Source organism: Alcaligenes sp. SMD-FA (assembly GCF_025960365.1).
In the GTDB taxonomy this organism is placed as follows: domain Bacteria; phylum Pseudomonadota; class Gammaproteobacteria; order Burkholderiales; family Burkholderiaceae_B; genus Alcaligenes; species Alcaligenes aquatilis.
Genome location: NZ_CP110108.1, coordinates 1,032,162 through 1,059,036, shown reverse-complemented (window position 1 = coordinate 1,059,036; position 26,875 = coordinate 1,032,162). Strand labels below are relative to the sequence as shown.

Annotated in this window: 26 protein-coding genes and 1 tRNA gene; 12 read left to right on the top strand and 15 right to left on the bottom strand. The window is 55.6% G+C overall.

All coding sequences use genetic code 11. From position 1 onward, the window contains the following. Positions 1-156 precede the first annotated feature (156 nt). The 3 genes from OKX01_RS04885 to OKX01_RS04875 are packed head-to-tail and all read left to right on the top strand — an operon-like array spanning position 157 to position 3,900. The gene (locus tag OKX01_RS04885; protein WP_094195914.1) at positions 157-1,206 is read left to right on the top strand and encodes an ABC transporter ATP-binding protein; all 1,050 of its coding nucleotides are present in this window, start codon (positions 157-159) and stop codon (positions 1,204-1,206) included. Positions 1,207-1,211: 5 nt separating this feature from the next. After that, entirely contained in the window at positions 1,212-2,879 is a 1,668-nt protein-coding gene (locus OKX01_RS04880) for an ABC transporter permease (protein ID WP_094195913.1), read from the top strand. Between the two features lie 16 nt (positions 2,880-2,895). Next, positions 2,896-3,900, top strand: a complete 1,005-nt coding sequence (locus tag OKX01_RS04875; RefSeq protein ID WP_094195912.1) for an extracellular solute-binding protein — start codon at positions 2,896-2,898, stop codon at positions 3,898-3,900. A gap of 169 nt (positions 3,901-4,069) precedes the next feature. Here the strand turns inward: OKX01_RS04875 and OKX01_RS04870 are convergent, their stop codons facing one another. Both OKX01_RS04870 and OKX01_RS04865 read right to left on the bottom strand, forming a co-directional pair. Then, a complete protein-coding gene (locus tag OKX01_RS04870; RefSeq protein ID WP_121738406.1) occupies positions 4,070-4,375 on the bottom strand; it encodes a hypothetical protein in 306 nt (101 codons plus the stop codon). Positions 4,376-4,391: 16 nt separating this feature from the next. Then, positions 4,392-4,982, bottom strand: a complete 591-nt coding sequence (locus OKX01_RS04865; RefSeq protein ID WP_094198279.1) for a phenylacetic acid degradation protein PaaY — start codon at positions 4,980-4,982, stop codon at positions 4,392-4,394. A 113-nt stretch (positions 4,983-5,095) separates the two neighbouring features. Here OKX01_RS04865 and OKX01_RS04860 point away from each other — a divergent pair, with 113 nt between their 5' ends. The 3 genes from OKX01_RS04860 (at position 5,096) to OKX01_RS04850 (ending at position 7,838) form a co-directional block, all read left to right on the top strand. Next, the gene (locus tag OKX01_RS04860; RefSeq protein ID WP_094195910.1) at positions 5,096-5,353 is read left to right on the top strand and encodes a hypothetical protein; all 258 of its coding nucleotides are present in this window, start codon (positions 5,096-5,098) and stop codon (positions 5,351-5,353) included. Between the two features lie 219 nt (positions 5,354-5,572). Beyond that, a complete protein-coding gene (locus OKX01_RS04855) occupies positions 5,573-6,643 on the top strand; it encodes a nitrilase (protein WP_264672564.1) in 1,071 nt (356 codons plus the stop codon). A 211-nt stretch (positions 6,644-6,854) separates the two neighbouring features. Next, positions 6,855-7,838, top strand: coding sequence for a helix-turn-helix domain-containing protein (locus tag OKX01_RS04850; protein ID WP_264672563.1), 984 nt, complete (start codon positions 6,855-6,857; stop codon positions 7,836-7,838). A 24-nt stretch (positions 7,839-7,862) separates the two neighbouring features. On the opposite strand, the gene OKX01_RS04845 is transcribed toward OKX01_RS04850, so the two are convergent. The 10 genes from OKX01_RS04845 to cysS form a co-directional block, all read right to left on the bottom strand. After that, positions 7,863-8,222 (bottom strand): DUF4870 family protein, encoded by a 360-nt coding sequence (locus tag OKX01_RS04845; RefSeq protein WP_094195907.1) that lies wholly within the window; start codon positions 8,220-8,222, stop codon positions 7,863-7,865. An 89-nt stretch (positions 8,223-8,311) separates the two neighbouring features. Then, positions 8,312-9,235, bottom strand: coding sequence for a prohibitin family protein (locus OKX01_RS04840; protein ID WP_094195906.1), 924 nt, complete (start codon positions 9,233-9,235; stop codon positions 8,312-8,314). Then, positions 9,225-9,365 (bottom strand): hypothetical protein, encoded by a 141-nt coding sequence (locus tag OKX01_RS04835; protein ID WP_022983530.1) that lies wholly within the window; start codon positions 9,363-9,365, stop codon positions 9,225-9,227. The genes OKX01_RS04840 and OKX01_RS04835 overlap by 11 nt, the downstream gene beginning before the upstream one ends. 172 nt (positions 9,366-9,537) lie before the next feature. Beyond that, entirely contained in the window at positions 9,538-10,098 is a 561-nt protein-coding gene (locus OKX01_RS04830; protein ID WP_234354384.1) for a hypothetical protein, read from the bottom strand. A 380-nt stretch (positions 10,099-10,478) separates the two neighbouring features. Then, positions 10,479-10,571 (bottom strand) — tRNA-Ser (locus OKX01_RS04825). A gap of 60 nt (positions 10,572-10,631) precedes the next feature. Next, positions 10,632-11,885 (bottom strand): aspartate kinase, encoded by a 1,254-nt coding sequence (locus OKX01_RS04820; protein ID WP_094195904.1) that lies wholly within the window; start codon positions 11,883-11,885, stop codon positions 10,632-10,634. Positions 11,886-12,055: 170 nt separating this feature from the next. Continuing rightward, entirely contained in the window at positions 12,056-13,003 is a 948-nt protein-coding gene (tilS, locus tag OKX01_RS04815) for a tRNA lysidine(34) synthetase TilS (RefSeq protein ID WP_413544471.1), read from the bottom strand. A 130-nt stretch (positions 13,004-13,133) separates the two neighbouring features. Continuing rightward, a complete protein-coding gene (locus OKX01_RS04810) occupies positions 13,134-14,099 on the bottom strand; it encodes an acetyl-CoA carboxylase carboxyltransferase subunit alpha (RefSeq protein ID WP_042483971.1) in 966 nt (321 codons plus the stop codon). A gap of 26 nt (positions 14,100-14,125) precedes the next feature. Continuing rightward, positions 14,126-14,797, bottom strand: coding sequence for a DNA-3-methyladenine glycosylase family protein (locus tag OKX01_RS04805; protein WP_094195903.1), 672 nt, complete (start codon positions 14,795-14,797; stop codon positions 14,126-14,128). Next, a complete protein-coding gene (cysS, locus tag OKX01_RS04800) occupies positions 14,782-16,233 on the bottom strand; it encodes a cysteine--tRNA ligase (protein ID WP_094195902.1) in 1,452 nt (483 codons plus the stop codon). The genes OKX01_RS04805 and cysS overlap by 16 nt, the downstream gene beginning before the upstream one ends. Before the next feature lie 265 nt (positions 16,234-16,498). Here cysS and OKX01_RS04795 point away from each other — a divergent pair, with 265 nt between their 5' ends. From OKX01_RS04795 to OKX01_RS04785, 3 genes are all read left to right on the top strand, one after another. After that, on the top strand, positions 16,499-17,110 hold the full coding sequence (locus tag OKX01_RS04795) for a tetratricopeptide repeat protein (RefSeq protein ID WP_230019128.1): 612 nt from the start codon (positions 16,499-16,501) through the stop codon (positions 17,108-17,110). Between the two features lie 169 nt (positions 17,111-17,279). After that, positions 17,280-17,789, top strand: coding sequence for a peptidylprolyl isomerase (locus tag OKX01_RS04790; protein ID WP_199827856.1), 510 nt, complete (start codon positions 17,280-17,282; stop codon positions 17,787-17,789). Next, the gene (locus tag OKX01_RS04785; RefSeq protein ID WP_094195900.1) at positions 17,779-18,585 is read left to right on the top strand and encodes a UDP-2,3-diacylglucosamine diphosphatase; all 807 of its coding nucleotides are present in this window, start codon (positions 17,779-17,781) and stop codon (positions 18,583-18,585) included. Before OKX01_RS04790 ends, OKX01_RS04785 begins: the two co-directional genes overlap by 11 nt. Positions 18,586-19,634: 1,049 nt before the next feature. Here the strand turns inward: OKX01_RS04785 and OKX01_RS04780 are convergent. The 3 genes from OKX01_RS04780 to OKX01_RS04770 are packed head-to-tail and all read right to left on the bottom strand — an operon-like array spanning position 19,635 to position 22,955. Further along, on the bottom strand, positions 19,635-20,495 hold the full coding sequence (locus OKX01_RS04780; RefSeq protein ID WP_094195899.1) for an undecaprenyl-diphosphate phosphatase: 861 nt from the start codon (positions 20,493-20,495) through the stop codon (positions 19,635-19,637). Between the two features lie 26 nt (positions 20,496-20,521). Continuing rightward, on the bottom strand, positions 20,522-22,105 hold the full coding sequence (locus OKX01_RS04775) for a TerC family protein (protein WP_094195898.1): 1,584 nt from the start codon (positions 22,103-22,105) through the stop codon (positions 20,522-20,524). Between the two features lie 58 nt (positions 22,106-22,163). After that, positions 22,164-22,955 carry an inositol monophosphatase family protein gene (locus tag OKX01_RS04770; protein ID WP_009457824.1) on the bottom strand — a complete coding sequence of 264 codons (792 nt, stop codon included), beginning with the start codon at positions 22,953-22,955 and terminating at the stop codon, positions 22,164-22,166. A 108-nt stretch (positions 22,956-23,063) separates the two neighbouring features. Between OKX01_RS04770 and OKX01_RS04765 the strand changes: the two genes are divergently transcribed. The 3 genes from OKX01_RS04765 (at position 23,064) to OKX01_RS04755 (ending at position 26,872) form a co-directional block, all read left to right on the top strand. Continuing rightward, positions 23,064-23,912, top strand: coding sequence for an RNA methyltransferase (locus OKX01_RS04765; RefSeq protein ID WP_094195897.1), 849 nt, complete (start codon positions 23,064-23,066; stop codon positions 23,910-23,912). A 136-nt stretch (positions 23,913-24,048) separates the two neighbouring features. Then, complete coding sequence (locus OKX01_RS04760) at positions 24,049-24,819, top strand: IclR family transcriptional regulator (protein ID WP_094195896.1); 771 nt, start codon at positions 24,049-24,051, stop codon at positions 24,817-24,819. A gap of 643 nt (positions 24,820-25,462) precedes the next feature. Then, the gene (locus OKX01_RS04755; RefSeq protein ID WP_264672561.1) at positions 25,463-26,872 is read left to right on the top strand and encodes a short-chain fatty acid transporter; all 1,410 of its coding nucleotides are present in this window, start codon (positions 25,463-25,465) and stop codon (positions 26,870-26,872) included. The last annotated feature ends 3 nt before the right edge of the window (positions 26,873-26,875 follow it).

The window sequence follows — 26,875 nt, the reverse complement described above, 5'->3', positions numbered from 1 at the left end:
AAACTTGTCATTAATCTGTAATGTTCGCTCAGAATCCCGCTACCGCTAGGTTTACCTCGTCAATAGCCGCTGAGCTGCCTCTTTTTAAAGCCTAGGCAAGCGCTCCCCTGCTTGTCGGTTTACCTGCACTCTTGAGCCCCAGGCTGATCTATCCCCATGGCAGAAATCCACATCGATCGCGTAGTGAAACGCTACGGCAGCAACACCATCATCAATGAATTGAGCCTGCAAATCCGGCATGGCGAGTTCTTCACGTTACTAGGGCCCAGCGGCTGTGGGAAAACCACGTTGCTGCGTATGATTGCCGGTTTCATCATCCCCGATGAAGGCCGTCTGTTTCTGGACAAGGAAGATATTACCTATCTGCCCGCGCACAAACGCGAGACCGGCATGGTGTTCCAGGACTACGCGCTGTTCCCCGATAAAACCGTATTTGACAATGTGGCTTACGGCTTGCGGGTGCGCAAGGTCAGCAGCAGCGACATCAAGAAAAAAGTCGCCTATATCCTGGACCGCGTTGAGCTGGGCGGCATGGCCCAGCGCTACCCGGCCGAGCTGTCCGGCGGCCAGCGCCAGCGTGTGGCCCTGGCCCGCGCCCTGGTGATCGAGCCTCGAGTCTTGTTGATGGATGAACCCTTGTCCAATCTGGATGCCAAGCTGCGTATTCAAATGCGCCAGGTCATCCGCGAATTGCAGCAGGAATCCAACATCACGGCTATTTTCGTGACGCATGACCAGGAAGAAGCCCTGTCCATGTCGGATCGCATTGCCTTGTTGCGCCAGGGCCGTATCGATCAGCTCGATACCCCCGAGGCCATGTACGCCACACCACGTACCGCCTATGCCGCCGACTTTATTGGCGCGGCCAACCTGATCGACACTCTGGGTGTACATGTGGACGCCGATCACACCACCGTCAGTATTGCCGGCGGACACATTCTGGTAAACAGCCCGCCCCCTGATGGTCAGGTGCTGCTGGCAGTGCGCCCCGAAAACATCACCCTGCATACTGAAGCCCAGGCTGGCAGCATCCCCGCTCAAGTCGTGGCACGCCAGTACCTAGGGACTAAAACGGCCTACAGCCTGAAGTTGAGCGACGGCAAACCCATTATTGCTGACGTTGCTGCCGCCCAGGACCCACATCTGTCTGCAGGTGGCTCGGTGAATCTGAGCTTTAGTCCTGAATGCCGTCTGGTCGAGGCCTAAGACCCATGGCTATTGCTGCAAGACCCCTGGCCCTTCGTTCCCCCTGGTTCCTACCCGCCCTGATTTGTCTGGTGGTGCTGGTGTTCTGGGTCGTCTGGCCCCTCGCCTCTCTGTTCTATCAAAGCATTATCAACCCGGCAACGGGCATGCCCAGCCTGCATGGCTTTGAAACCTTCTTCAGCGACCCGCGCTATGTTGAAGCTTTCTTCAACACCATCAAACTGGGGCTGATCTCCACCGTTGGGACCTTACTGCTGGGTGCCCCACTGGCCTATGTGGTAGCCCGCTACGACTTCCCCGGCAAAGCCATTGTGGCGATCCTGCCTTTAACCACCATCGTGCTACCCGACATTATCGTCTCGCAAGCCTGGCTGATGCTGCTGGGCAATAACGGCGTGGTGCGTCTGGCCCTGGAAAGCATCGGTATTGATCTGCCCAGCTTCTATGGCTGGTTCGGCATGTCCTACGTGCTGATCCTAAACGATTACACCTACGTGTATATCGGCATGCTGGCTGCGCTCAAAGCCATTGATGGCACGCTAGAAGAAGCGGCCGTGAACCTGGGTGCCACCAACTTCAAGCGAGCGCTGAGCGTGACCTTCCCGGTGCTGATGCCTGCCTTGCTGGTCAATGCCATGATTGTGTTCACGCTGGCCGTGGACAACTTCTCCATCCCCATGATTCTGGGTGGTCAGGTTGATGTTCTGTCCTCGCTGACCTACACCACCTTCCTGTCCGAGATGAGCGGCAACCCCACCATGCAAGGCGTGCTGGCCGTGGTGTCCGTGATTCTGGTCGGTGCGGTGCTATTCATTCAGAAACGGGTACTGGAGCGCAAGACCTTCCAGATGCAGCAAGGCCGTGCCCCGCGTCCGGTTCGCGCTCAAGGTCTGGCCGGTATCTTGCTGACCATCGGTGCGGTGATGTTTGTCACCTTCTCGCTGATCCCGGCCTTTATCGTGCTGATGGGTGCTTTCACCAAAGCCAGCGGCCCGGTCATGCAGTACGGCACCTTCACCCTGGACAATATGGAGCGTGCCCTGCGCTACGCCCCCGAGCCCATCTTGAACTCGCTGATGCTGGCCAGTGTTGCCACCGTTGCAGGCACCTGCTTTGCCACGATCTGCAGTTACCTGATCGTGAAAAAACGTTTGTTCGTGGTGACTGCACTGGACTATATGGTAATGCTGCCTTTGGCCATTTCCGGCACCGTACTGGGTATTGCCCTGATCCAGACCTACAACAGCGGCATGCTGGTGCTGACCGGCACTTGGGTGATCATGGCCGGTGCGTACTTTGTGCGTAAAGTGCCTTTTTCCATTCGCTCGGCCTCGGCCTCGCTCTACAACATTCCCGACTCTATCGAAGAGGCTTCCATCAATCTGGGTGTCAGCCCCTTCCAGAGTTTCTTCAAAGTGGTTCTGCCCTTGATGAAGCCCGCCATTCTGGGCGCGGCCATCCTGATGTGGGTCACTTCACTGGCTGAAATTTCCGCCACTATCGTGCTGTATTACGGTGGTATGGAAACCATGCCCATCCAGATGTTCCGTCAGATCGACGCCGGCTTTCTGGCCCGTGCTTCGGCTTACGGGGTGATCCTGATGGTCGTGATTCTGGTGCCGATTTATCTGGCTATCCGTTTTCTCAAGCTGGATTTGTTTTCCAGCCGCTAATCTAAAAAGGCTCACTATGCTGACTACACGTTTTTTGAAAACTGGTCTGGCACTCTCCTTCAGTGTCGGCGCCCTGTCCCTGTCCGGTGCCGCCCTGGCCGCCAATGCCGTGATGTACACGCCCAACAATGTGCAAACCATTGATACAGCGCTGGAAATCGCTCGAAAGACTGCTTCTGACCTGTCCATTCAACAAGTGACTTCGGGCGCTGGCGCCTTGATGAAGCGTATCGAAGCCGAATCGCAGAACCCGCTCGGTGACGTGGTATGGGGCACTGGCTACGGCACCATGGCCGCTTTCCAGCAGAACTTCGAGGCTTACGAGTCGCCCGAGAACAAGGCCATTCCTGAAGCCTTCCACGGCAAGGACAGCCTGTGGACCAGCTCCAACGCGCACGTCATGGTCATCATGGTCAACGACCGTCAGCTCAAAGGCTTGGCTGCTCCCAAGACCTGGGCTGATCTGTTCGATCCCCAGTGGAAAGGCAAAGTCATTATTGGTGACCCCGCCTCGTCGGGCAGTGCTTACGACCAGGTTTACGGCATCTACCAACTGTATGGCGCTGAAGGCCTGCAAAAGCTGGCGGCCAACGTGATCGTGTCCAAGAGCTCGGGCCAGGTTTACAAAAGTGTGGCAAACGGCGAGTACCCCTTGGGCGTGACCATGGAATACGCCGCTTACGCCTATGTGGCTGGTGGTCAGAAAGGCATTGAGCTGGTCTACCCTGAAGACGGCACCTTCATCGCCCCTGAAGGCGTAGCGGTCATCAAGAACCCCAAGAACGGCCAGGAAGCAGCGCGCAAACTGGTCGATGTTCTACTGTCCAAAGAGGTTCAGGAAGCCGAACTGGTTGAGAACTTCCGCCGCCCCACCCGCAGCGACATCAATGTGGCCGAACTGACCAAACTACCTAATCTGGATCAGATCAAGATTGCCAGCACCGACCCCTTGAAGGCCGCTGCCGAGTACGAAACAGTCATCGAGGCCTGGAAACAGGCGTTGGCAGCAGCGGGTAAATAAACCAGCCAAGCCCCGAACTGAACAGCGCCGCCAAGTGGGCCTACCCCACCAGTTGCTTGATCAGAACTCAAGACAAAACCCTTGGTGTGGGCTTCGCTCCGCACCAAGGGTTTTTTATCACCGCTAAAAAACGACGCCCAAAAAAGAAGCAAGATCCGCTCTAACCCTCTCAGAGTCGTTCAATATGCGGCACCGGCTCACCAAGCTCCATCCATCGAGCCATCGCCGCCGAGACTCGCTGTCCTGTAGCCTCCAAACCCTCTTGCTCGACACAATCAAGACGAATGATGTAGTTTAAAAAGTCCCCGCCTACATTGGCCGCCAAGGGCAGAACCTCCAGCCCCTGTTGTTTCACCATATCAAACACAAGCCGAAAATTAGGGCGCATGGAGTGCCAATAAATAGCCCCGTGCTGATGCAAATCGGCGCATAAATCAGCAACAAGAACGGGATCCTGATGGAAGCAAATCTCCATTCAAGCCCCGCTTCGCTTAATCAACCGGATAAATCTGATCTTCACGCAAACGCGGGCGGTCTGCTTCCACTTCCGTCAAGGGCTCCACGCGTTGCATCGTTGCCAAAGAACGCTGCGCCAATCGCTGGTACATACGCGTGCCGAAGAATTTGCCATCAATGGCTTTCTGATCCAGCTCTTTGACCACCGTCGCCGGGGACCCCGCCACCAGACTGCGGGGAGGCACTTGCATGCCTTTTTTCACAAAGGCCATCGCACCAATAATGCTGTCTGCACCGATGTCCGCCGCGTCCATGACGACCGCATTCATGCCCACCAACACGTTGCGACCAATGACGCAGCCGTGCAGCACCGCGCCGTGTCCGACGTGGCCATCCTCATGCACCACCGTATCCTGATAAGGCGTGCCGTGAATAACACAGGTGTCCTGAATATTGGAGCCGGCCTTCATGATGATGCGCCCGAAGTCCCCTCGCAAACTGGCCAGAGGGCCGATATACACGCCCTCACCAATAATGACGTCACCAATCAGTACAGCGGTAGGATGAACATAGGCCGTGGGGTGAACCACAGGCACCAGCCCATCAATAGAATAAATATTTTGCATACCTGCCTCGTACAAAAAGCCTGCACCCACAGCCGGCCCCAGGTCCGGCCAAAAATACGATCATAGCTGCTACAGACCGATATAATGCGCCGTACTCTTTCTTTTTGCACCCTATGAGCATGTTGTATTACTGGCTGGCTTTCTTCTTGGGCATGGTGTTTTACGCCGCCTACTTGTCGCAGTCCTTTTTGCTGTCGCAAGGCATCCTCTATATGAAGGAGAAAGATCAATCACCACCCCTGCTCTGGCTGTTCACCCGCTTGATCGGCTTTATTCTGCGCGCCATTCCCGGCTTGCTGATGCGCCCCATTCCCCTGATTCTGTGGGTCTTGGGCATGGGGCTGACGGTGCAATACAGCTTCGCACCTTAGGCCGGATAGTTCACTCCCTGCTTGTTCACTGCATGGATAGCCAGATCAGGATGAACCCCTCCTGACCTCATGCTTGCGACTCCCAGTCAAGCATCCTGCGCCTGTCAGTCAATTCAGCGCCGCCCACCCCTCCTACACTGACGCAAACCAAAATGGCCGGGCTCGGTAAGCAGCGCGGTCTGACGATCAGAATCGCGGATGCCGCGACAAGGAGGATGTATGCAGACAAGAAAAATCGTCCGGGCAGCCGCCGTACAGGCCGCCTCTCCCAACTACGATCTGGCAGCAGGGGTTGATAAAACCATTGAGCTGGCTCGTCAGGCCCGCGATGAGGGCTGCGACCTGATCGTGTTTGGTGAAACCTGGCTGCCAGGCTACCCCTTCCACGTCTGGTTGGGCGCACCGGCCTGGTCGCTGAAATACAGTGCCCGCTACTATGCCAACTCGCTCTCGCTGGACAGTGCAGAATTTCAACGCATTGCCCAGGCCGCACGGACCTTGGGCATTTTCATTGCCTTGGGCTATAGCGAACGCAGTGGTGGCAGCCTGTATCTGGGCCAATGCCTGATCGACGACAAAGGCGAGATGCTGTGGTCGCGCCGCAAACTTAAACCCACACATGTCGAGCGCACCGTGTTTGGTGAAGGCTATGCCCGTGATCTGATTGTGTCCGAAACCGAGCTGGGCCGCGTCGGTGCGCTGTGCTGCTGGGAGCACCTGTCTCCCTTGAGCAAGTACGCGCTGTACTCCCAGCACGAAGCCATTCACATTGCCGCCTGGCCGTCTTTTTCGCTGTACAGCGAACAGGCCCATGCTCTCAGCGCCAAAGTAAACATGGCTGCCTCGCAAATCTATTCGGTCGAAGGCCAATGCTTTACCATCGCCGCCAGCAGTGTGGTCACTCAAGAGACGCTGGACATGCTGGAAGTGGGAGAGCACAACGCCTCCTTATTGACCGTGGGCGGTGGCAGTTCCATGATTTTTGCGCCAGACGGACGCACACTGGCCCCCTACCTGCCGCACGATGCCGAAGGCCTGATCATTGCCGACCTGAACATGGAAGAAATTGCCTTCGCCAAGGCAATCAACGACCCCGCAGGTCACTACTCCAAACCTGAGGCTACCCGTTTGGTACTGGATTTGGGGCACCGTGAGCCCATGACACGGGTTCACTCCCAAAGCCCGATCAAGGAAGAGGCCTGCGAACCACTCACACCCAGTACGATTGCACCAGTTGCCATCAGCCAGATCCAGGAATCGGACACACTGTTGGTGCAGGAACCGTCCTGATCGCCCAGAAAGCAAGGCCCGGACAGACTTGCCCAGGCCTTGCTTTCTTTTGCCTTCTCGTTGCGGCCACCGCCTCATCCTGGTCGGAAATTATCGTCACCCGCCACTATTTCTGGTCTGGTGCAAACCAAAGATCTTGCCTGATACTTAGTCAGTCCAGTTGATCGCAGTCCTGCCGTCAGCATTCGGATACACGACGCAGAGGTCATCAATGGAGCAATGGTCCACCACGACAATTCCCCCTACCCGGCGCGCGCCCTACTGGATGGAGGCCGTCAATAAGGCCTATGTACAACTGGAGTGCACCGTCCCCTCCCGTTCCTCTGCCCCCTTCTTCGGTGCCATCACGCGCCATGAACTGGCCGCTGTCAGCCTCTCTCATATCACCTCGACCACACAGACAGTCCTGCGCACGCCGCTGCAAATCTCCAGAGCATCCGAGGATATTTTTCTGCTCAGCATACAAGTGGCCGGAGCGGGAAAGCTGGTTCAGGATGACAAGACCGCTTACCTGCAACCCGGTGAGTTGGCCTTGTACGACTCCACCCGCCCCTATCAGCTTCTGTTTGATCAGGACTTTGAGCAGTATGTACTTTCTTTGCCCGGCTCCATTTTGCGCAATCGTTTGCACAATGCCGAGGACATGACAGCCTGCAAAATCACCAGCGCGCAATCGGGCACGGCACGCTTGCTCTCCCATATGGTCAGCGAGCTAACCGACTGCCCCCCTTCCGGAGGCCCCAGTGTAGATACGTCGCTTGCTGACAGCTTGGTCAGCATTCTGGTGGCGGCGCTCGCAGAGAATCTGGGCGGCCTGCCTTTACAGGACAACACAGGGTCTGTACGACGCGACCGCATCAAAGCCTATGTGCTGGAGAATCTGCGCGATCCTGAATTGAATATAGGCAAAATTGCCAAACGCTTGGACCTGACGCCCAGCACCGTACACCGCGCCTGGGAGGGCGAGGCCAACTCACTGACAAGCTGGATCTGGTCCATGCGCTTGCAAGGCGCTGAACAGGATTTACGCCAACTGGCCCATCAGCACAGGACCATCACAGAAATTGCTTACCACTGGGGGTTCAGCAGCTCTGCCCATTTCAGCCGGGCATTTCGACGGCACTTCGGAGTGCCGCCGAAAGAGGTCCGCGAGAATATGCGGGCCCTGGTCCAAGCAGACTCAAAGCCTATCTGATCAGACAGTCCGGCGTTCTGGCAATCAGGCAATGGCCTTGCCGTCATTCAATGCCAACAGGCCTTTGACCAGGCGGTACACGATCCACACGCCCACAATCACGATGGTCACAAAACCGACCAGAATCGCCATCAGCAAGAACGACAGCACCACGCCAACCAGGCCCCACCAGAAAGTACGGATTTGCCAATCGAAGTGCGACTCCAGGTAAGTGCCGCGAACCTCATCACGTTTGATGTAATTGATGATGATGGCGACCAAGGCGGTAATACCGCCAAACATGGACAAGATGTACAGGGCGTAATTGATTAATGTCAGGTTACGTAGGTTGACCAACTGCTTGGTACCCTCGTCTTGTGGAACCGGATTCATATCATCATTCATTGATCACTCCTTGGAAAAACAAACGGTAGCGTTACCTTTGCTGTAACGCTACCGGAGAAACGCTGTTCGGGCTAACGACTGTCAGTAAATTAACGCAGTCCGATAAAGGGCATGGCAGAACCGGGAACCAGACTTTCTGGTAGTTTACCGTCCCACTTTTCCACTGCATTCAAGTTGACCAGATTGGTGTTCTGGGCCAATGCCTGAGCCTTGGCAGAAATCGCCTTAGCCTCAGCTTCACCACGCAGACGAATACCATCGGCTTCAGCCATGTAGCGTTCGCGTTGAGCGCGAGCCTCTGCTTCGGCCTGCACCACCTGGATTTCAGCCTGAATAGAAGCGGTTTCTTTTTGCTGGCGCGTGGTTTCAATTTGAACCTGGGCCAACATGCGGTTTTCAATCGACTGCTCGTACGCTTTGGAAAAAGACACTTCCTCAACCTGTACACCCATCATCTGCATGGGGGCAGACTCCAGCGTCACGCGCATGGCCTCGTTAATGTCAGCACCGAGTTTTTCACGATTCTGAATGGACTGAGCGGCGGTGTACTTACCGAACACGTTCTTGATTACGTCCAGAGCCTTGCGCTCCAGCAAGCGGGCCTCCAAAGCTTCCAGCGAACCGTATTCGGAGTACAACTGGGCCACATCGGTTTCAGGCACTCGATACGTTACCGAGGCCACCATGGAGGCAGACTGCTGGTCAAAACTATACGCCTCAAGCTGCATGCGAACCGTGTGATCACGTACCGAGATCTTGCGTACCGTATCAAAGAACGGAACCTTAAAGTCCAAGCCAGGTTCGGCCACGCGCACCAACTTACCGTTACGCAGCACCACGCCACGTTCACCCTGATCGACCTGCAAGAACGAGCCCATGGAGGCCACAATCAGGATCAGGAAAATAACAACAGCGGCCCCCAGAAAGCCCAGTCCCTTGGAGAAATTGGTCGTGCCACCTTCTGACTTCGCTTTAGCAGCCAGTTTCGTTAATGGATTTTTATCAGTGCTCATCACGGCTTCCTTTATGTGGCTGACGCGTCTGGTCTTTTAATTGACGACGTTCCACCATCAGTTGCCGTATGCCTTTGGCAATCAGGTAGGCCAGCACAGCGGCCCCCAACAAAATCAAGATGATACGCATGACGCTTCAGTCTTCCCACTAGATTTCAAACAGACGGCAATTATCCCCGATTCCCTATGCCATGCTCAGAAAATAAGCGTCAAAATATGACAAATGAGCCATATTGCCGGTAAGAAATCATCAACGGACGCCCTTGCAGCATCCTAGGCAGCGCGATACGCGGCCTGCGCCTTTATTCCAAAGAAGCCAAGGCCGCATCCAGATCAGGCATATGCGCCTGCACAGGAGGCACATCACTGCGAGTGGCAATCAAGCGCAAAATATGATTTTTGCTGATCTGGAAAGTACGCATTAACTGCTCCAGCTCGGCAGTAGAGTATTGGCGGGCATTATCACGCAAAGCCGCCTCCAGCGCATCCAGCTGTTCATAGACCAAGTCCAGATCTTCGCGCTCTTGAATATACAGACGCGTCAGCCAAATACGCTGCCCCACAGCGTCCCATTGCTCCAGCCCCGAAAACCCATGCTTTTGCGTCAGGCTGTTTAATTGGCGGTACAGATCCGAACCGCGCCTTATCTGAGCGACATCGAGCACAGGAGGAAAACCGTCGGGCAGCCCCCCATCCCAAACAGGCTCGCTGCGCTCTACCGTTTGGAGCACTGGCAAAATATCGTGCAGGCTTTGCACATAACGAGTCACGACCTGGTCATCCAATGCCAGCTCAGTTGAGGACGCCAAAAACGGCAGGCCCATCAAGGCCATGCCACAGATACAGAGGACTCGTTTAATCATCGCTCGCCCTAAAAAACAAGACAGCCGTCTTGAACGACGCAAAACACTTTGTTTGATTGTAAGCACGAGATTCACTGCTTTTCTTGGCCTGTGCCAAAAACGACACAGCATTTCACTCTTTAATAGTCTTGCTCTAAAAAGACTTGCCCTGTTTGAATTCCATACTGTCTGAAATTTGTCAGCCGGACTATCCGTGAAATTGGCTTCACTCTGTCCCAGAATAAAGGTAACAATTATTTTTTATTTTGGCTTCAGAACAGGCTTGAACGCAGCGTCGACAACGTGCCTGATCGCTCTTTCCCGGCAGGCTTGGGCACACGCGAACAAGCGGCGGGCAATAAAAAAAGCCCTTGAAAACAAGGGCTTAATTTAATTTCAGCTGGCGGAGACGGAGGGATTCGAACCCTCGATACGGGTATAAGCCGTATGCTCCCTTAGCAGGGGAGTACCTTCAACCTCTCGGCCACGTCTCCAGCTCTAGGAAAGAAGTAACTATAGCATTTTTAAAAAACCAATGCAAATAGCTATAGGGATTATTTTTCCTGATCCAGCTCGAACGTCTTGTGCAGAGCACGTACGGCCAATTCCATGTACTTGTCAGCAATGATGACCGAGGTCTTGATCTCGCTGGTGCTGATCATCTGGATATTGATGCCCTCTTCGGACAAGGCGCGGAACATGGAGCTGGCAATACCAGCGTGGTTACGCATGCCGATACCAACGATGGACACCTTGCACACGGCTTCGTCAAACACGATTTCGCCAGCGCCCACAGCAGGACCGACCTGGTTCATCAACAGTTCCTTGGTGCGCAGCGCATCGTTGCGGCTGACGGTAAAGGAGAAGTCAGTTGTGCCTTGAACCGACAGGTTCTGCAAAATCATATCGACTTCAATGTTGGCTGCGGCAATAGGGCCCAGAATGGAATAGGCCACGCCAGGGGTGTCAGGGACGGCGCGCAGGGTGAATTTGGCTTCATCACGGCTGAAGGCGATGCCAGAGACAACGGCAGCTTCCATTTTTTGGTCTTCCTCGAAAGTAATCAGCGTGCCCGAAGACATTTCTTCTTCGAGCGGAATCATGGGGTCGGTCATGGAGGACAGGACGCGCACAGGCACCTTGTACTTGCCAGCAAATTCCACGGACCGGATTTGAAGAACTTTGGAGCCCAAGGAGGCCATTTCCAGCATCTCTTCAAAGGACAGCACTTTCATGCGTCGAGCTTCTGGCACAACGCGTGGGTCAGTTGTGTAGACACCGTCCACATCGGTAAAGATCAGGCATTCACTGGCCTTCATGGCAGCGGCCATCGCCACCGCAGAGGTGTCCGAACCGCCACGACCCAAGGTCGTGATGTTGCCTTCTTCATCCACACCTTGGAAGCCGGTCACAACGACCACACGGCCTGCGTCCAAATCCTGGCGGATGCGGGTGTCATCAATAGAACTAATGCGGGCACGGGTGTAGGCATTGTCGGTTTTAACGGGAACTTGCCAACCGGCGTAGCTGCGGGCGGGAACGCCCTGGGCAGCCAAAGCCATGGCCAACAAAGCGCTACTGGCTTGTTCACCCGTGGCAGCCAGCATATCCAGCTCGCGCGGATCAGGCTGAATGCTCAGTTCTTTGGCCAGGCCTAGCAAACGGTTGGTTTCACCGGACATGGCCGAAGGAACCACCACAACTTGGTGCCCGGCGGCATGCCATTTGGCAACCCGACGCGCCACATTCTGGATGCGCTCGATCGAGCCCATCGACGTGCCGCCATATTTATGTACGATCAGGGACATCTTTTACTCTGCATCAAAGGGCTAAGGTCTGGGATAGACACAAAACCCAACTATTTTAACGACTTTCTGTGCCCCAAGCGCAGGCTCTACCAGATACGCACGCAAAAAACACATACTTTGCCGACTCAACACCATAGCCCACGCTCCTGCCACAGGCCACCCCAAACTACTTACTTGTTAGATTGATCTGCCCCCAGACTGTTTTTCTGCTCACCTGAGCAGGCAGATTCAATTTGCACCCGACCACGCACACAGCGGATCAGATTCGGTCCTTGCTTCCATATCAAATTTCTGTCGTGACCTTGGGCATGAACACCGCGCAGCTGGCGCAACAACTCCGCCAGACGTGCATGCGTGGGTAAACCTGCACCCTGCGCTTGCAACCAATAACGGATCACCATGCTTTGTCGGGCCGGTTCCAACTGACGCCAGGCGCTCAGGCTGAAACTGCGGCCTGCCTCATCCGGCTCCAGAGCTTGCCAATCCTGGCGGGCCACACTGTCCAATACGTCCTGCGTCTCACGGCTTAACTGGGCTTGTCGTTGCAAACGGCGTTGCCAACCCGGCCAGCGTGCATCCAGCACGGGCGTGAGCAAGTCGCGCACTGCACCACGGGCGTACTCAGGATTGATATTGGTAGGGTCTTGCACTGCGTGCCAGCCTGTGGCCGCTGCAAAATTTTCACTGGCTTGAAGAATAAGAGCCCTGGGCTGTTCCAGCCAGGGTCGCCAGTAATTCAGATCATCGCGCTGCATATGGGGAGCCATCGCACCCAGGCCGGTTGTGCCCGTGCCTCGCAGCAAACGCATCAAAACGGTTTCAGCCTGATCGTCCTGATGATGAGCCAGCAGCACATGCTGCAAGCCAACAAAATGCGCCAGTTCAGCCAGACCCTGATAGCGGGCATCACGCGCGGCAGACTCCATACCATCCGCGCTGAGACGGCGGGATTGCACCTGGACCCGCAAGCTGTGACAGGGTCGCTGCAAACGCGCAGCCAAATCATGCACATGCGCTTGCCATTGATCGGCAATGGCTTGCAGGCCATGATGAATATGGAAAAAATGAAGTGTGACGTTGCGGCGGCTGGCCCAAAGATGGGCATGTACCGCCAGCATTGCCGAGTCCGCACCACCACTTAAGGCAACAGCGACACTATCGCCACTTTTAAAACTTAGGTGATGATCAAGCGCCTCCAGCAGCGGGGTTGAGGGGCTAAAGCCCCCCAGCTGACTGGAAGACAATGGATCAGGCACGAACTTCCTGATAACGCCCGTAGGCCAAGAGACGTTCCATACGCTGCGCCAGCAATTGTTCGGTGCTCAGGCCTGAGACCTGACGCAAGGCGTCAGCCAAAGCGCGGCCCAATTGGCGTGCCATCATAGTGGGGTCGCGATGCGCGCCACCGATAGGTTCATTGATCACGCGATCAACCAGACCCAGTTCTTTCAAACGCGGGGCAGTGATGGCTAGCGCTTCAGCCGCCACAGGAGCTTTGTCCGCGCTACGCCACAAAATTGAGGCGCAACCTTCGGGCGAGATGACGGCGTAGGTGGAGTATTGCAACATGGACACCACATCTCCCACAGCAATGGCCAACGCGCCGCCCGAACCGCCTTCACCAATAATGGTGGAGATGATAGGCACACGCAGTTTGGCCATGGCAAACAGGTTATGGCCGATCGCTTCGGACTGGCCACGCTCTTCAGCACCAATACCGGGGTAAGCACCGGGGGTGTCCACGAACGTGAAAACCGGAATGCCGAATTTTTCTGCCAGATGCATCAGGCGCAAGGCTTTGCGATAACCTTCGGGGCGCGGCATGCCAAAGTTGCGGCGGGCGCGCTCTTTGGTATCACGACCTTTCTGATGACCAATGACCATGCACGGTGTGCCGTTGAAACGGGCCAGACCACCCACAATAGCCAGGTCATCCGCGTACATGCGGTCGCCATGTAACTCATGAAAGTCCGAGAAGATCTGGTTTACATAGTCCAGCGTGTAGGGACGTTGCGGATGGCGAGCAACCAGGGCCGTTTGCCAAGGCGTGAGCTTGGCGTAAATGTTTTTGGCCAGCGTCTGGCTTTTTTGCTGCAGACGGCTGAGTTCCTCTGAAATATCCACAGCGGAATCAGATTGCACGTAGCGGAGCTCTTCGATTTTGCCTTCGAGCTCGGCCAAAGGCTGCTCAAATTCCAGGAATGTATTTCGCATGTCGGTTCTTAAGGTTTAGGCCTAATTTAATATCGTACCGCAACTGTGTTCAGACTGCGCCACAGATGCCAGGTGGCCACCGTGCACCACGGTGCCCACGCTTGGGCAACTTCACGCGCCTCGAACCGGGATACCGGCTCGCCGCTGAAATAGTGCAGAGAGATTGCCTTGAGCAGGCCCGCATCATCCAAAGGGAGAACATCGGGTCTGTGCAAGTTGAAAATCAGAAACATATCTGCCGTCCAGCGACCCACGCCACGAATGGCGCACAGATCAGCAATAACAGCTTCGTCAGACAGGGACTGCCATGCCTGGGGGTCGATTTTACGAGCATCAAAGTGCGTCGCCAAATCAACAATGTATTCAGCCTTGCGTTTGGGCAAACCCAAACCATGCAAAGCCTCGTAGCCCAGCTCCACAATCAGTTTGGGCGAGAGCGCCTGACCGCAACCGTCCAGCAACTTACGCCACAACTGGTCCGCTGTACGCGAGGCCAGTTGCTGGCCCACGATAGAGCGCACCAAGGTGGTGAAAGCCGGTGCCTGATGTTGCAAACAATAGTCGCCGTGCTGGGGGATGAGCTTGCGCAAGATACGATCGCGCCTCATCAACTGGGCGCACGCGTCGTCCCAGTAATCAGGTTTGCCCACCAAACGAACTTGGGGGCCGGATTGGACGCCGTTTAGGCCCTGCGCCATTGTGTTGCTCCACCTGGCCGATCTTCCAGCTCAACGCCCTGCTCTTTAAGCTGATCACGAATGGCATCGGCACGGGCAAAGTCCCGGTTCTGTTTAGCCTGGCTGCGTTCAGCCAGCAGCGCGTCAATCTGGGTATCACTCAAGGAGTCGGCACCAGCCACATTGCCCGCTTGGCCAAAGCGTGTGCTGGCGCGCCAATAAACGGCCGGCTCCACTTGCAAAAGACCAATCACCCCACCGAGCGCACGCATCAAGCCGGCTGCCTGCGCATCCTTGTCACGGTTGGCCTGACCAGCCAGCTCGAACAGGACGGCAATGGCTCCAGCGGTATTGAAGTCGTCATTCATGGCTTCGGCAAAAGCCAGCGCAGGGCCTTGAGTCCAATCAATGTCCACTTCGGCCGCAGGAACGTGTTGCAAGGTCTGGTACAGACGATCCAGCGCCTGTTGGGCGTCGCGCAGATTGTCCGGCGCGTAGTTTTGCAGACTGCGGTAATGGTTGCGCACAATAAAGAAACGCAGCATTTCCGCTTCACGCGGATTGGCGATGTAGCTGCTTTCTTCGTCGGCCAGACCTTCAGGAGCCACGGTATCGCGGATGCGACGGAAATTGCCCAGGGACTTGGACATTTTTTCCGAGTCCACCATCAGGGGACCGCAGTGCATCCAGACATTGGCCAACTGGCCGCCAAAAGCACCTTCTGTTTGGGCAATTTCGTTTTCGTGATGGGGGAACTTCAAGTCCGGGCCACCGCCATGAATATCCAGGGGCTGACCCAGCAGTGCCTTGCTCATGGCCGAGCACTCAATGTGCCAGCCCGGACGGCCCAGACCATAGGACGATTCCCACTTGGATTCGGCAGGCTCGTCTTCTTTTGCCGCCTTCCACAGCACAAAATCCAGGGGGTCGCGCTTGGCCGAGTTCAGGGCCACACGCTCACCGGCACGCAGATCGTCCAGGGAACGGCCCGACAATTTGCCGTAGCCGGGGAACTGACGCACCGCGTAGTTCACATCACCGTCCTCGGACTGGTAGGCCAGACCGTTCTCTTCCAGCTTGGCAATAATGCCCAGCATATCGGGCACGTACTGTGTAGCACGCGGCTCCGAATCGGGACTTTGCACACCCAGGGCCTTTTCGTCGGCATGCATGGCCGCAATATAAAAGTCCGTCACCTGTGACATCAGTTGCTTGCGCTCGACGGCACGGCGGATGATCTTGTCATCAATATCGGTAATGTTGCGCACATACGAGACGCGATAGCCGCTTGCTCGCAGCCAGCGCTGCACGATGTCAAAACTGACCAGCATACGAGCATGCCCCAAATGACAGAAGTCGTACACCGTCATACCACAGACGTACATACGTACGTGGCCCGGTTCAACCGGAGAAAACACCTCTTTAGAGCGTGACAACGAGTTATAAATGCGCAACATGGCCTGTAATCGTCATAAAATCGGAACCTTGTGCCAGAACAATTTGCCCTTGGATCAGGTTCCGTATTTCCCGCCCGGCAAGAGGCAAGGTTAGAATGATGGTCAACAAGTATAGCAAGCAGACCTCGTTAAAGGCAGCAATCTACCAACCTTCCTGGTCTTCAAGCCAGATTTTATAGGCGCCCCCTCTGTGCTCAGTACACCTAGACGGACTCGGTTTTTCGCTCCGTGCACCCTGGCCTTTTTGCTGGCCCTCGGTCTCAACGTGAGCGCCCAATCCTTGCCCGATTTACCCCCGCCCGCCGTGCGGGTGAACGATCCCCTGCTCGATATCGCCCCCGAACCTGAACGTGGCTGGAAGGGACTGGCCCGTGCACTGGACGTGCTCGCGCCCAGTGTGGATACCTCGTTGCCGCTTAGCTCAGCTCAAATCAGTCAGCGCATCAGCACCCTCATTGCCCAAGGCCGTCATGCTGACGCCTTGCAAGCTATTGAGAAACAGCTGGAGCAGCGCAAAGACCGTGGCGAACCCGGTGCCAATGTACAACTGCTGTTTTTGAAAGCACGTGCCCTGTCGGCCAGTGGTGACCATAATGGCGCAATCCGCCTCTATCAGGATATGACCACCTATTATCCGGAGCTTCCCGAGCCCTGGAATAATCTGGCGGCTGAGTACATTGCACAAGACAAGCTGGATATGGCACTGGAGGCCCTGAAAATGGCCTTGACCGCCGATCCGTCCTACGCACTGGCTCGCGCCAATATGGGTGAAGTCCAATTGATGCTGGCCAATGACACCTATCGTCAAGCCGCCGCCAGCGGTGTGCCCAAAGCAGCCCAGCGCGCGCAACAAACTGGCCAAATTCTGCAACAATAAGATTTTTATTTGACGGGATTGTCCCTCTCTTATGTTTGCAAGCACATTTCAATGGTGTGATCAGGCTCGTCGCTTGCGCACCCTGCTTATTGCTGCCTGTATGGCTATGCCTATGATGAGCAGTCCGGCTATGGCAGCAGATTCTTCCACTTCTTCTGAAGGCACTTCTATGAGCACCTCCCCACGCGTCCAACTGCAGACGAATCAGGGCACCATCCTGATCGAACTGAACGCAGAAAAAGCCCCCAACACCGTTGCCAACTTTGTGGACTATGTGTCCAGCGGTTTTTACGACGGCACCGTGTTTCACCGTGTGATCAACAACTTCATGATCCAGGGTGGTGGCTTTGAGGCCGACATGAAGCAAAAATCGACCAATGCTCCTGTCAAAAATGAAGCCGACAACGGTTTGAAGAACGACAAGTACACCCTGGCCATGGCTCGTACGTCCGATCCACACTCGGCTACGGCTCAGTTCTTCATCAACGTGGCTGACAACGACTTCCTGAACTTCACCGCACCGACCGCCAATGGTTGGGGTTACGCCGTATTTGGCCGCGTGATCGAAGGCATGGATGTGGTCGACAAAATCAAGACCGTGCGCACGGGCAACAAGGGCTTCCACCAAGACGTGCCCGTTGAAGACGTCGTTCTGGAAAAAGCCACGCTTGTCGAATAAGCTCACGCTTGCGGGCACTATCTGGATTGCCGCGGACCTGCACCTGGGTCCGGACAATCCAGACACCGTCCAGGATTTCCTGCAGTTTCTGCACTCCGCCCAGCATCAGGCACACGTCTTGATTCTGGGCGGTGATATTTTCAATGCCTGGATCGGTGACGATCAAATTGCCCACCCTGCCCCCTGGCTTGCTCAAGTCAGTGAGGCGCTGCGCTCTTTTGCGCAGCAACATCCGCTTTATTTAATGCGTGGCAATCGTGACTTCCTACTGGGCAAGGCCTACGCCCAACATGTCCACGCCACGCTCTTGCCGGATCAAGTGGTCCTGGATACCTCTGCCGGTTTGATTTTGATGTCCCACGGTGACGAGTATTGTCTGGACGATCTGGCCTATCAACGCTTTCGCTATTGGGTACGCAAACCCTGGCTGCAAAAGCTGTACCTGGCCTGCCCGTTAAGCCTGCGCCAACGTATTGCAGACTCTGCCCGTGCGGGTAGCCAGCGCGGCAAGCAATACAAATCCAAAGAGATTATGGATGTGCAGCCTGCGGCGATTGTCGCGGCCTGCGAGGCACACTCTGTGCACGCCATGGTGCATGGCCACACACATAGACCCGCCGTGCACGACATTCCCGGCTTTGAACCGGTACGCCGATGGGTACTGCCGGATTGGGAGTCTGACTTCTCTAAAGAAGAACGGCGTGGCGGCTATATCAGTATTGAAGGCACGCAGCTTTGTTTGCACCAATGGGGTAAAAAGGATCAGTGCCAGACACTGGGACCTCAGCAAGTTTGACTTCGTTGACTCCGGCTATAGGCAGTTGGTTTTAAGTTGGGTTTTTTCGTCCGTTCATGGGATGAGAAACTGCTTATTCTTGTGAGCGACAGCGACAGGCCGCAGGAATCAAGGCGGCTGCATAAGCATTTTTGAGGGGGCCGCTGGGCTCGACTTGGCGGGTCTCCGGCCCGTGCTGCGCACGGGTTCCCTGGTCTCTTGCAGTATCCAGGCGCCCTGTGAACTCGCGGGGTGGCTCGTACCCCGTACGAACCACAAGCGCCCCGCTCAAACAGCACAGGGCTCGCATCCTGGATACTGCAAAAGCCTGCGGCCAGAGCCCTGACTCGCCCATCGAGCCCAGCGGCCCCCTCAAAAACACAAAAGAGACCGTATTTCTTGCGGCCAAGATGCCTTCTCCTGCTTCCTATCAAGTGACAGTCAACAACTGGAGTCCTGCTACAAAACAGCCCATGAATAACGCAAGGCTGCTTGTCCCCACCTCACTGTGAGCCTCTCGGTTCGTCGGCCCCGGTATCCGGGGCGGTTTAGACAGCTTGCCGCAGGCGGTGTTCGGATACGGGATGCAAGCGCCCTTCTGTTTGAGGGGGGCGCTTGTGTCTTGTCCAGGGGACAAGACACCCCGCGAGTTAAGGGCGCGCCCGTATCCGAACACTGACAAGGGTACCGGTGCGCAGCACCGGCAAGTAGTCAGCCCGGACACCGGGGGAGACGAACCGAGAGGCGTCTTGCTGAGACCAAACTCCCCTCAGCAGCAGCGTATCAAAAGCCAAGCCAGGCCAGATCAACTAGCTGGCGACAAACCCGCTATTTGCTAACTAACCCTTGAACACAACTATCGCCAAAAAAGTGCCTATCCAGTTAGCACACCCATCAAGAGACAGACAGACAGACAGACAGACAGACAGACAGATAGGTAGGTAGGTAGGTAGGTAGGTAGGTAGAGTGTGTGCGTGGAAGGAGGCTATTTACTGAACTTCCCTGAAAAAAAAATCCCCGCCGACAGCTAAGCCAAGCGGGGATCTCCAAACGTCTAAAGCGACAACGGGTTACGTCATCAGCCACACAAACAACACTCCACCCAAGGCAATCCGATACCAGGCAAAAGGACGATAGGTACGGCTGGACACAAAGCGCAGCACCGCCTTCACCAGGAACAGCGCACTAAAGAAAGCGGCAATAAAGCCCACAATAATCGCGCTGCTCTGATCTGTACTCAAGGACGCACCGTTGCGGTACAGGTCATAGACCGTGGCGGCCAACATCGTTGGCATAGCCAGAAAGAAAGAAAATTCCGTGGCCGTCTTGCGCTGAATACCGGCCAACATGCCGCCGATAATCGTCGCCCCCGAACGCGACGTACCTGGCACCATGGCAATGCACTGGGCAAAACCAACGACCAAAGCCTGCTTCCAGGTGATCTGCTCCAAGGCAAAAGCCGTGGCCTTTTGCGAAGTGGCAGTTTCACCCTGATCGCCGTCTGCCGTGTGCTTTGCATACTGTGGCTTGCGCTCGACCCACAGCATCAACAAGCCACCCAGCACCAGTGTGAACACAAACACAATCTGGTGATGGAACAAGGCTTTCACGTATTGAATCGTCAAGGCACCAATCACCGCAGCGGGCAAAAAGGCGATCAGCAGATTGCGGGTGAACATCATCTCAGTGCGATCACCACGCAAGGTTCCCATGATCAGTTGAATCAAACGCGCACGGAAAATCCAGACCACGGCCAAAATCGAACCAAACTGAATAACCACCTCGAACACCTTGGCATCGCCCGAGGAAAAATCAATCCAGGAACCCAGTATCAGCAAGTGTGCCGTACTGGAGACAGGAATAAATTCAGTAATACCTTCAACAATCCCCAGAAACAGGGCCTTCAACAAATAAATGGTTTGCTCGGTCATGTTGTGTGAATCAAAGCCAATAAAAATTAAGATGCCAAGAAGGGATCGATTTGTTCATCGTCGTAGGGCACGCGCTCCAAACTGACCTGGGAAATGCGACGCCCCTCCAGCTCCTGAACCTTGAAGCGATACACGGCATCGCGCTGTTCAAGCTCACAGACATCACCGACCTTGGGTAACTGTCCAAAACGCGTCAGCAAATAGCCGGCCAAGGTGGCGTATTCTTCCTCTTCATCCACCAGTCCATCCACGCCCAGCATCTGTTCCAGATGATGCAGGTCCGTGGAGCCATCCAATAGCCAGTGGTCCTGGGATTCCTGAACAATATCGGGGGCTTCATCCTCGCTGGGAAAGTCACCCGCAATGGCCTCGAAAATATCCAAGGGCGTCACCAGCCCTTCAATCGCCCCAAACTCGTCCGTTACCAGGACCAATTGACCGCGGCTTTGCTTGATGGTTTCCATCAAGTCCAAAATTCCGATGGACTCATACACAAAGACCGGCTGACGCAATTGATCCACACGGATATGACCATGAATCAGCAGATCTGCCAGTAACTCTTTGCTTCGACCAATGCCAATAACCTCATCGAGCGAACCACGACAGACCGGCACCATGCTATGAGGTTCCTGTGTCATTTTGTCGCGCAGAACTTCGGGGGAGTCCTGAATATTCACCCATGTAATGGCATTACGCGGCGTCATCACCGAATGCACGGTGCGCTCGGACAAGGTCAGCACACCGCTAACCATATTGCGCTCTTCCTGGCCAAATACCATTTGTGCCGATGCCCCTGGCAAATCCGGCCCAATGGCCGCCTCTCCCGAAGCGGGGCGCTTGCCCAACATGCGCAGCACAGCCTCGGCCGTACGCTCGCGCATGGGGCGACCCGCTTGCAACATACGCAGCTTGCGACGCGCCAACTGATTGAACATTTCGATCAGGATGGAGAAGGAAATGGCCGCATACAAGTAACCCTTGGGTACATGTATGCCAAAGCCTTCGACCAGCAAGGAAAAGCCAATCATCAACAAAAAGCCCAGGCACAAAATAACTACCGTAGGCCGACTGTTGATATAAGCCGTCAGCGGTTTGGAGGCCACCAGCATGATGCCAATGGCAATAATCACCGCCGCCATCATGACAGGCAGGTGATCGACCATCCCCACAGCCGTAATGACCGCATCCAGAGAAAATACGGCATCGAGCACCACAATCTGCGCCACGATGACCCAGAAGCTGGCATACATGCGCGACCCGGAGGCGTGAGCACTGCGGTTTTCAATACGCTCGTGCAGCTCCAGCGTACCTTTGAGCAGCAAGAAAAAGCCGCCCACTATCATGATCAGATCGCGACCTGAGAAATCCAGACCAAACACGGATACCAAAGGATCAGTCAACTGCACCAGATGGGACATGACCGTTAACAGGCCAAGACGCATCAGCAGGGCCAAGGACAGGCCCAGCACACGAGCACGATCACGCTGCGCGGGCGGCAACTTATCGACCAAAATTGCAATGAACACCAGGTTATCGATGCCCAGCACAATTTCCAGAATTACCAGTGTGAGCAACCCAACCCAAACGGTCGGGTCCATCAACCACTCCATCTCAGCTCCTTGGCGCTGTGACTAAAAGAACACCCCGGCGGTGCCGGGGTCTAGGTTCTTAATCTTGCAGGTGCGACAGCATCTGGATAAAGATCTTCGGGCTGGCGGCAATCACATTGCCGGTTTCTTTCCAGGTTTGCTCGCCTTCAAAGTCGCCGACCAGACCACCCGCTTCAGTCACCAGCAAAGTGCCGGCGGCCAGATCCCAGGGTTGCAGGTTGACGGCGCAGAAACCATCCAGACGGCCGGCGGCCACATAAGCCAAATCCAAAACCGTTGCACCCACGCGACGCACAGCCGCACATTCGGCCAGCATATCGGCAAATGGGGAGGTGGGTTTCACGCCCGCGCCCGAATCTGGCACGTGCGCACCGATCAAGGCATCGTGATAACGAGTCTGGCCCGATACACGAATACGACGGTCGTTCAGGAAAGCACCACCGCCACGGCTGGCCGTGAACATTTCATTGCGATTGGTATCATAAATAACGGCATGGGCAGCCTGACCACGGTGCATCAATGCAATTGAAATCGCGTAGCACGGAAAGCCGTGAATAAAGTTGGTGGTGCCATCCAGCGGATCAATGACCCATTGGTATTCAGGAGTGCCTTCGCCTGCGGGTTCCAGCGGTGGGCGCTCGCCCGTTTCCTCTCCGATAAAACCGTGATCGGGGTAGGCTTCGCTCAACACTTCAATGATGGCTTCCTCTGCTGCGCGATCCACTTCCGTGACATAATCTTTAGGGCCTTTACGCGCAACCGACAGGTGCTGGAGGTCTAGACTGGCGCGAGAGATAATGGTGCCGGCACGGCGAGCCGCCTTGATGGCGGTATTGAGCATCGGGTGCATGGAAATTCCGTTTTTTTAACAATAATTGAGCCTGCCTGGCGTGCCCTGTTGCAGGGCAAAATCGCGTGAGCAGACACAGGAAGCGTAGCTTCAAAGTAGCTATTTTAAATGACTCAGACGCAAGCATCGGCATTTGATGATAATTTTCACCGGGTTCGCTTCATTATGGTGCAACCCAGCCACCCTGGAAACGTGGGCGCAGCGGCGCGAGCGATCAAAACCATGGGCTTTGGCGACTTATGTCTGGTTGACCCGCTCGACCCGGACGTTGCACAAAACCCTCAGGCAATCTCACTGGCCAGCGGTGCCGTAGACGTTTTGGAACAGGCCACGATTGTGCCTACCCTGGCGCATGCGCTGGAGCCGGTCACCCTGGCTTTTGCCCTGACAGCCCGCCCCCGCTACCTGGGACCACCAGCCGCCGATATACGCCAGACCGCCGAACTGAGCCGTGAGCATCTGCGCCAGCACGCCGGCACAGTGGCCATTGTGCTGGGTACCGAACGCGTGGGCCTGACCAACGATCACATCAGCCAGTGCCAGTACGTCTGCCATATTCCAGCCAATCCTGAATACAGTTCGCTCAATGTCGCCCAGGCTTTGCAACTGGCCGCCTGGGAATTGCGCTACGCCCTGCTGGCTGAAAGTGGTGCTAGCCTCCTGCCCAATACCGATGGCAAGGCAGACCCCGGCAAGGAACTGGCGCCTCAAGCCAAGGTGCAGGCGTTGCTGCAACACTGGGAACAGGCTATCGAAAGCGTCAAGTTCCTGGACCCCAAGCATCCCAAAAAACTGGTGCCCCGCATGCAGCACTTGTTTGGGCGAGCCCAACTCAGCCTGGACGAAGTCGATATGTTGCGCGGCCTGTGTACCGCCATGATCAAGACCGCGAAAACGGCAGGTCACCCTATTCCCGAGCAGCGTAAAGACGAATCGGCCGGCCCGGAACAGCGCTAAAGCTTGCGCTCCGCCCCACTTGCCCGCTGCTTGCAGGGGGCTCTACCGGAAATGAGCGATCACACAGTGGACACTTTCTCGGCTGGCGTATATTCTTACTGAGTTACTTTTCGGTAAGCATTAGCTGTTTTCAAGCATGAACACTCCCGAGACCGTAGAACCGCAGGATCAGGCTGGGCCGCGTACCCTGCAACGCGGCTTGCTGGTGCTCAAGACTTTGCAAAATCATCAAGGCAAAGGGCTGAGCGTCACTGACTTGTCACGCGCCACGCAACTACAGCGCCCCACCATCTACCGGCTGCTGGCCGCTCTGATCGATCACGGGCTGGTCCAGAACAGCAGCCATAGCCGTCGCTACAGCGCCACGCGCCAGGATCAGGGCCTGTTTGGGCTGGATCCGCGAGTCACCATCATGCAGCCCATCATGCAGGAGCTGGCTCAACTGACCGGCGATGCCGTTTTTCTGGTGGGCCGCGATGGCGACGACTCCATTAGCCTATGGCGCGAAATCGGCCCCTACCCGGTACAGATTCTGGCCACTTATGTCGGCAAGCGTCAGCCCTTGGGCGTAGGTTCCGGTGGCATGGCCTATCTGGCGACCTTGGGGGACGAGGCCATCGAGCAAATTATCGAGCGCAATGCCAATCAGTTGGACCAGTACGGCGGCATGACCCAGCGCGAGATGCGCCAACTGGTCACCAATACCCGCATTCGCGGCTACTCAGTTGTCGGTAATTACGCTGTGCGCGGTGCCTTGGGTGTGGGCTGCGCCCTGTGCGACCACAAAGGCCGCCCCATTCTGGCCATGAGTGTCACGGCGATTACCGAACGCATGCCTGCGCCGCGTCAAAAAGAGATTGCCGGTCTACTGCGCGAGGCCCTGGATTCAGTGGCCGACAAATTTTAGTTCAAGAAAACTGTCCTCTCTGTTCGGTCCAGCGCCGTTAGGGTTCCTTAAAAGCACACAGCGCATTCTGTGTGCTTTTTTATGTCTCAAACAGTACTCCCACCCTTTCTCCCCTTCCTTTGCTCACCAGCTTCTGCCATGCAACTGGCATCAAGCTCTCAGGTCTGGCCGTCAAAACCTGAGTAAAAGCCTTGCCTTTCCCCCTCTGCTCTTTGCCCTCACAGTCTCCCCATTGAAAAACGTAGTCCATTTCAAACGGTGCTGTCGTCTCTCTTCAAACTGATCCTCAAATCCGTTCGTTTTAGCTAAATATCTCCACACCAGGGAAAACAGCCGGCCTTATAGCCACCGTTGCCTGTCCACAGGCTCACCCCCCTCTCTTTCCCTAGGGTTAACGCGCCATCGTTTCGCCGCGCGTAAATAAAACGACATTTGCTTTATTGATCCCCTGCCGGGCCTGTCGCTATCTTGTGGGCACAACGATAAGCCCCCTAAGGGGCACGCCATAAAAACAAGGAAGGCGAGATACAGGCAACAGTCAACACCGAGGAGTACGCGCTAGCGGGACTGTGTATCCAGCATCCGAATCCAGAAGCCGACCCACTAGCCAGGTCGGGGAGACAAAAACAAGGATAAGTTCATTATGAACACCACTGCTACCATCTCGGCCAAACCCAGGCCAAACTTGCTGACCCGTTTCACCAATATCTGCGTGCGTTACGTAGAAAAATGGATGCCCGACCCGTATTTATTTGCGGTCATCCTGAGTTTGCTGGTTGTTGGATTGATTGCCCTGTTTGTCGATGGTGCCACCCCCGGAGGAATGGTGGATGCCTGGTATCGCGGGGTATGGGGGCCTAAAAGTATTTTTACCTTTGCTCTGCAAATGGTGCTAATTCTGGTGACAGGTTACACCCTGGCCGAAGCACCACCGCTAAAACGCGCCATTATCTGGCTGGCATCCCGTGCCCGAACCCAAGCTGAGGGTGCCCTGTTGTGCTTTGCTGTAGGTTCAATCTTCTGCCTGTTGAACTGGGGCCTGGGGCTAGTTGCTGGCGCCCTGGTCGCGCGCCAGGTTGCCCGTCGCCTGCCCCATGTCCACTTTGGTTATCTGATTGCCTCGGGCTATATGGGCTACCTGCTCTGGACTCAAGGTCTGTCCAGCTCGATTGCCCTGGCCAATACTGACCCCAACAGCCCCATCAACGTCATCCATCAACTGACCAGCATGACGGTGCCTTTTAGCCTGACCATTTTCCAGCCCTATAGCTGGATCCCGGTCGTGGCCCTGATCATCTTGCTGTTTCTGACAATCTGGCGTATGGAGCCCGACTACGCCTTGCCTCCCGACCCCGCTGTCTTTGCAGATATTGAAAAGGATCTACCCAAAACCAAACCCAACACTCCAGCCGAAAAACTGGAAAACCTATGGATTCTGAACGTACTGTTCTTTTCTGCGGGTATGTACTACTTCGTGCGCAGCGGTTTTGCGCTGAACATCTCATCCATGATCATGCTGTTCACCGTTACCGGTGCTCTGCTGCACTGGACCCCTATCCGTTTTATCAAGTCCTTTGTCGAGTCCGCCAAAACAGCAGGCCCGCTGATTTTGCAATACCCACTGTACGGCGGCATCATGGGCTTGCTGGCCTATATCCCCATGCAAGGAGGTCATGCTCTGGAGGAAATACTGTCCTCGGCGCTGGTGACCGGGGCCAATGAGTACACCCTGCCCTTTCTGACCTTTATCGCCTCCATCATCATCTCGCTGTTTGTTCCTTCCGGTGGCGGACACTGGGGGGTGCAAGGCCCCATCGCCGTGCAATCGGCCTTGGCCATGGGTCAGGACAGCCCCGCCTATCTGGGCCTGATGTCCATGGCAGTGGCCTTTGGCGAAGCAGTGGCCAATATGATCCAGCCTTTCTGGCTCCTGCCTGTGCTGGCCATTGCACGCTTGAATGTACGGCAAGTCATGGGCTTTACCGTCGTGGCCTTTCTGATTGGCACCGTCGTGTTGACGATTGCCATTCTTATTGCCCCCTTCACGCTCTAAGGA

What these genes read in the sequence shown, in the direction of transcription:
- OKX01_RS04870 (WP_121738406.1), bottom strand. Translation starts at nt 4,375, where the DNA reads ATGGAGATTTGCTTCCATCAGGATCCCGTTCTTGTTGCTGATTTATGC.
- OKX01_RS04860 (WP_094195910.1), top strand. Translation starts at nt 5,096, where the DNA reads ATGAGCATGTTGTATTACTGGCTGGCTTTCTTCTTGGGCATGGTGTTT.
- OKX01_RS04835 (WP_022983530.1), bottom strand. Translation starts at nt 9,365, where the DNA reads ATGCGTATCATCTTGATTTTGTTGGGGGCCGCTGTGCTGGCCTACCTG.
- OKX01_RS04755 (WP_264672561.1), top strand. Translation starts at nt 25,463, where the DNA reads ATGAACACCACTGCTACCATCTCGGCCAAACCCAGGCCAAACTTGCTG.
- cysS (WP_094195902.1), bottom strand. Translation starts at nt 16,233, where the DNA reads ATGTTGCGCATTTATAACTCGTTGTCACGCTCTAAAGAGGTGTTTTCT.
- OKX01_RS04760 (WP_094195896.1), top strand. Translation starts at nt 24,049, where the DNA reads ATGAACACTCCCGAGACCGTAGAACCGCAGGATCAGGCTGGGCCGCGT.
- OKX01_RS04820 (WP_094195904.1), bottom strand. Translation starts at nt 11,885, where the DNA reads ATGTCCCTGATCGTACATAAATATGGCGGCACGTCGATGGGCTCGATC.
- OKX01_RS04770 (WP_009457824.1), bottom strand. Translation starts at nt 22,955, where the DNA reads ATGCACCCGATGCTCAATACCGCCATCAAGGCGGCTCGCCGTGCCGGC.
- OKX01_RS04830 (WP_234354384.1), bottom strand. Translation starts at nt 10,098, where the DNA reads ATGATTAAACGAGTCCTCTGTATCTGTGGCATGGCCTTGATGGGCCTG.
- OKX01_RS04775 (WP_094195898.1), bottom strand. Translation starts at nt 22,105, where the DNA reads ATGGAGTGGTTGATGGACCCGACCGTTTGGGTTGGGTTGCTCACACTG.
- OKX01_RS04875 (WP_094195912.1), top strand. Translation starts at nt 2,896, where the DNA reads ATGCTGACTACACGTTTTTTGAAAACTGGTCTGGCACTCTCCTTCAGT.
- OKX01_RS04845 (WP_094195907.1), bottom strand. Translation starts at nt 8,222, where the DNA reads ATGAATGATGATATGAATCCGGTTCCACAAGACGAGGGTACCAAGCAG.
- OKX01_RS04765 (WP_094195897.1), top strand. Translation starts at nt 23,064, where the DNA reads ATGACTCAGACGCAAGCATCGGCATTTGATGATAATTTTCACCGGGTT.
- OKX01_RS04880 (WP_094195913.1), top strand. Translation starts at nt 1,212, where the DNA reads ATGGCTATTGCTGCAAGACCCCTGGCCCTTCGTTCCCCCTGGTTCCTA.
- OKX01_RS04840 (WP_094195906.1), bottom strand. Translation starts at nt 9,235, where the DNA reads ATGAGCACTGATAAAAATCCATTAACGAAACTGGCTGCTAAAGCGAAG.
- OKX01_RS04855 (WP_264672564.1), top strand. Translation starts at nt 5,573, where the DNA reads ATGCAGACAAGAAAAATCGTCCGGGCAGCCGCCGTACAGGCCGCCTCT.
- OKX01_RS04885 (WP_094195914.1), top strand. Translation starts at nt 157, where the DNA reads ATGGCAGAAATCCACATCGATCGCGTAGTGAAACGCTACGGCAGCAAC.
- OKX01_RS04790 (WP_199827856.1), top strand. Translation starts at nt 17,280, where the DNA reads ATGAGCACCTCCCCACGCGTCCAACTGCAGACGAATCAGGGCACCATC.
- OKX01_RS04780 (WP_094195899.1), bottom strand. Translation starts at nt 20,495, where the DNA reads ATGACCGAGCAAACCATTTATTTGTTGAAGGCCCTGTTTCTGGGGATT.
- OKX01_RS04850 (WP_264672563.1), top strand. Translation starts at nt 6,855, where the DNA reads ATGGAGCAATGGTCCACCACGACAATTCCCCCTACCCGGCGCGCGCCC.
- tilS (WP_413544471.1), bottom strand. Translation starts at nt 13,003, where the DNA reads ATGCTGGCGGTACATGCCCATCTTTGGGCCAGCCGCCGCAACGTCACA.
- OKX01_RS04810 (WP_042483971.1), bottom strand. Translation starts at nt 14,099, where the DNA reads ATGCGAAATACATTCCTGGAATTTGAGCAGCCTTTGGCCGAGCTCGAA.
- OKX01_RS04805 (WP_094195903.1), bottom strand. Translation starts at nt 14,797, where the DNA reads ATGGCGCAGGGCCTAAACGGCGTCCAATCCGGCCCCCAAGTTCGTTTG.
- OKX01_RS04865 (WP_094198279.1), bottom strand. Translation starts at nt 4,982, where the DNA reads ATGCAAAATATTTATTCTATTGATGGGCTGGTGCCTGTGGTTCACCCC.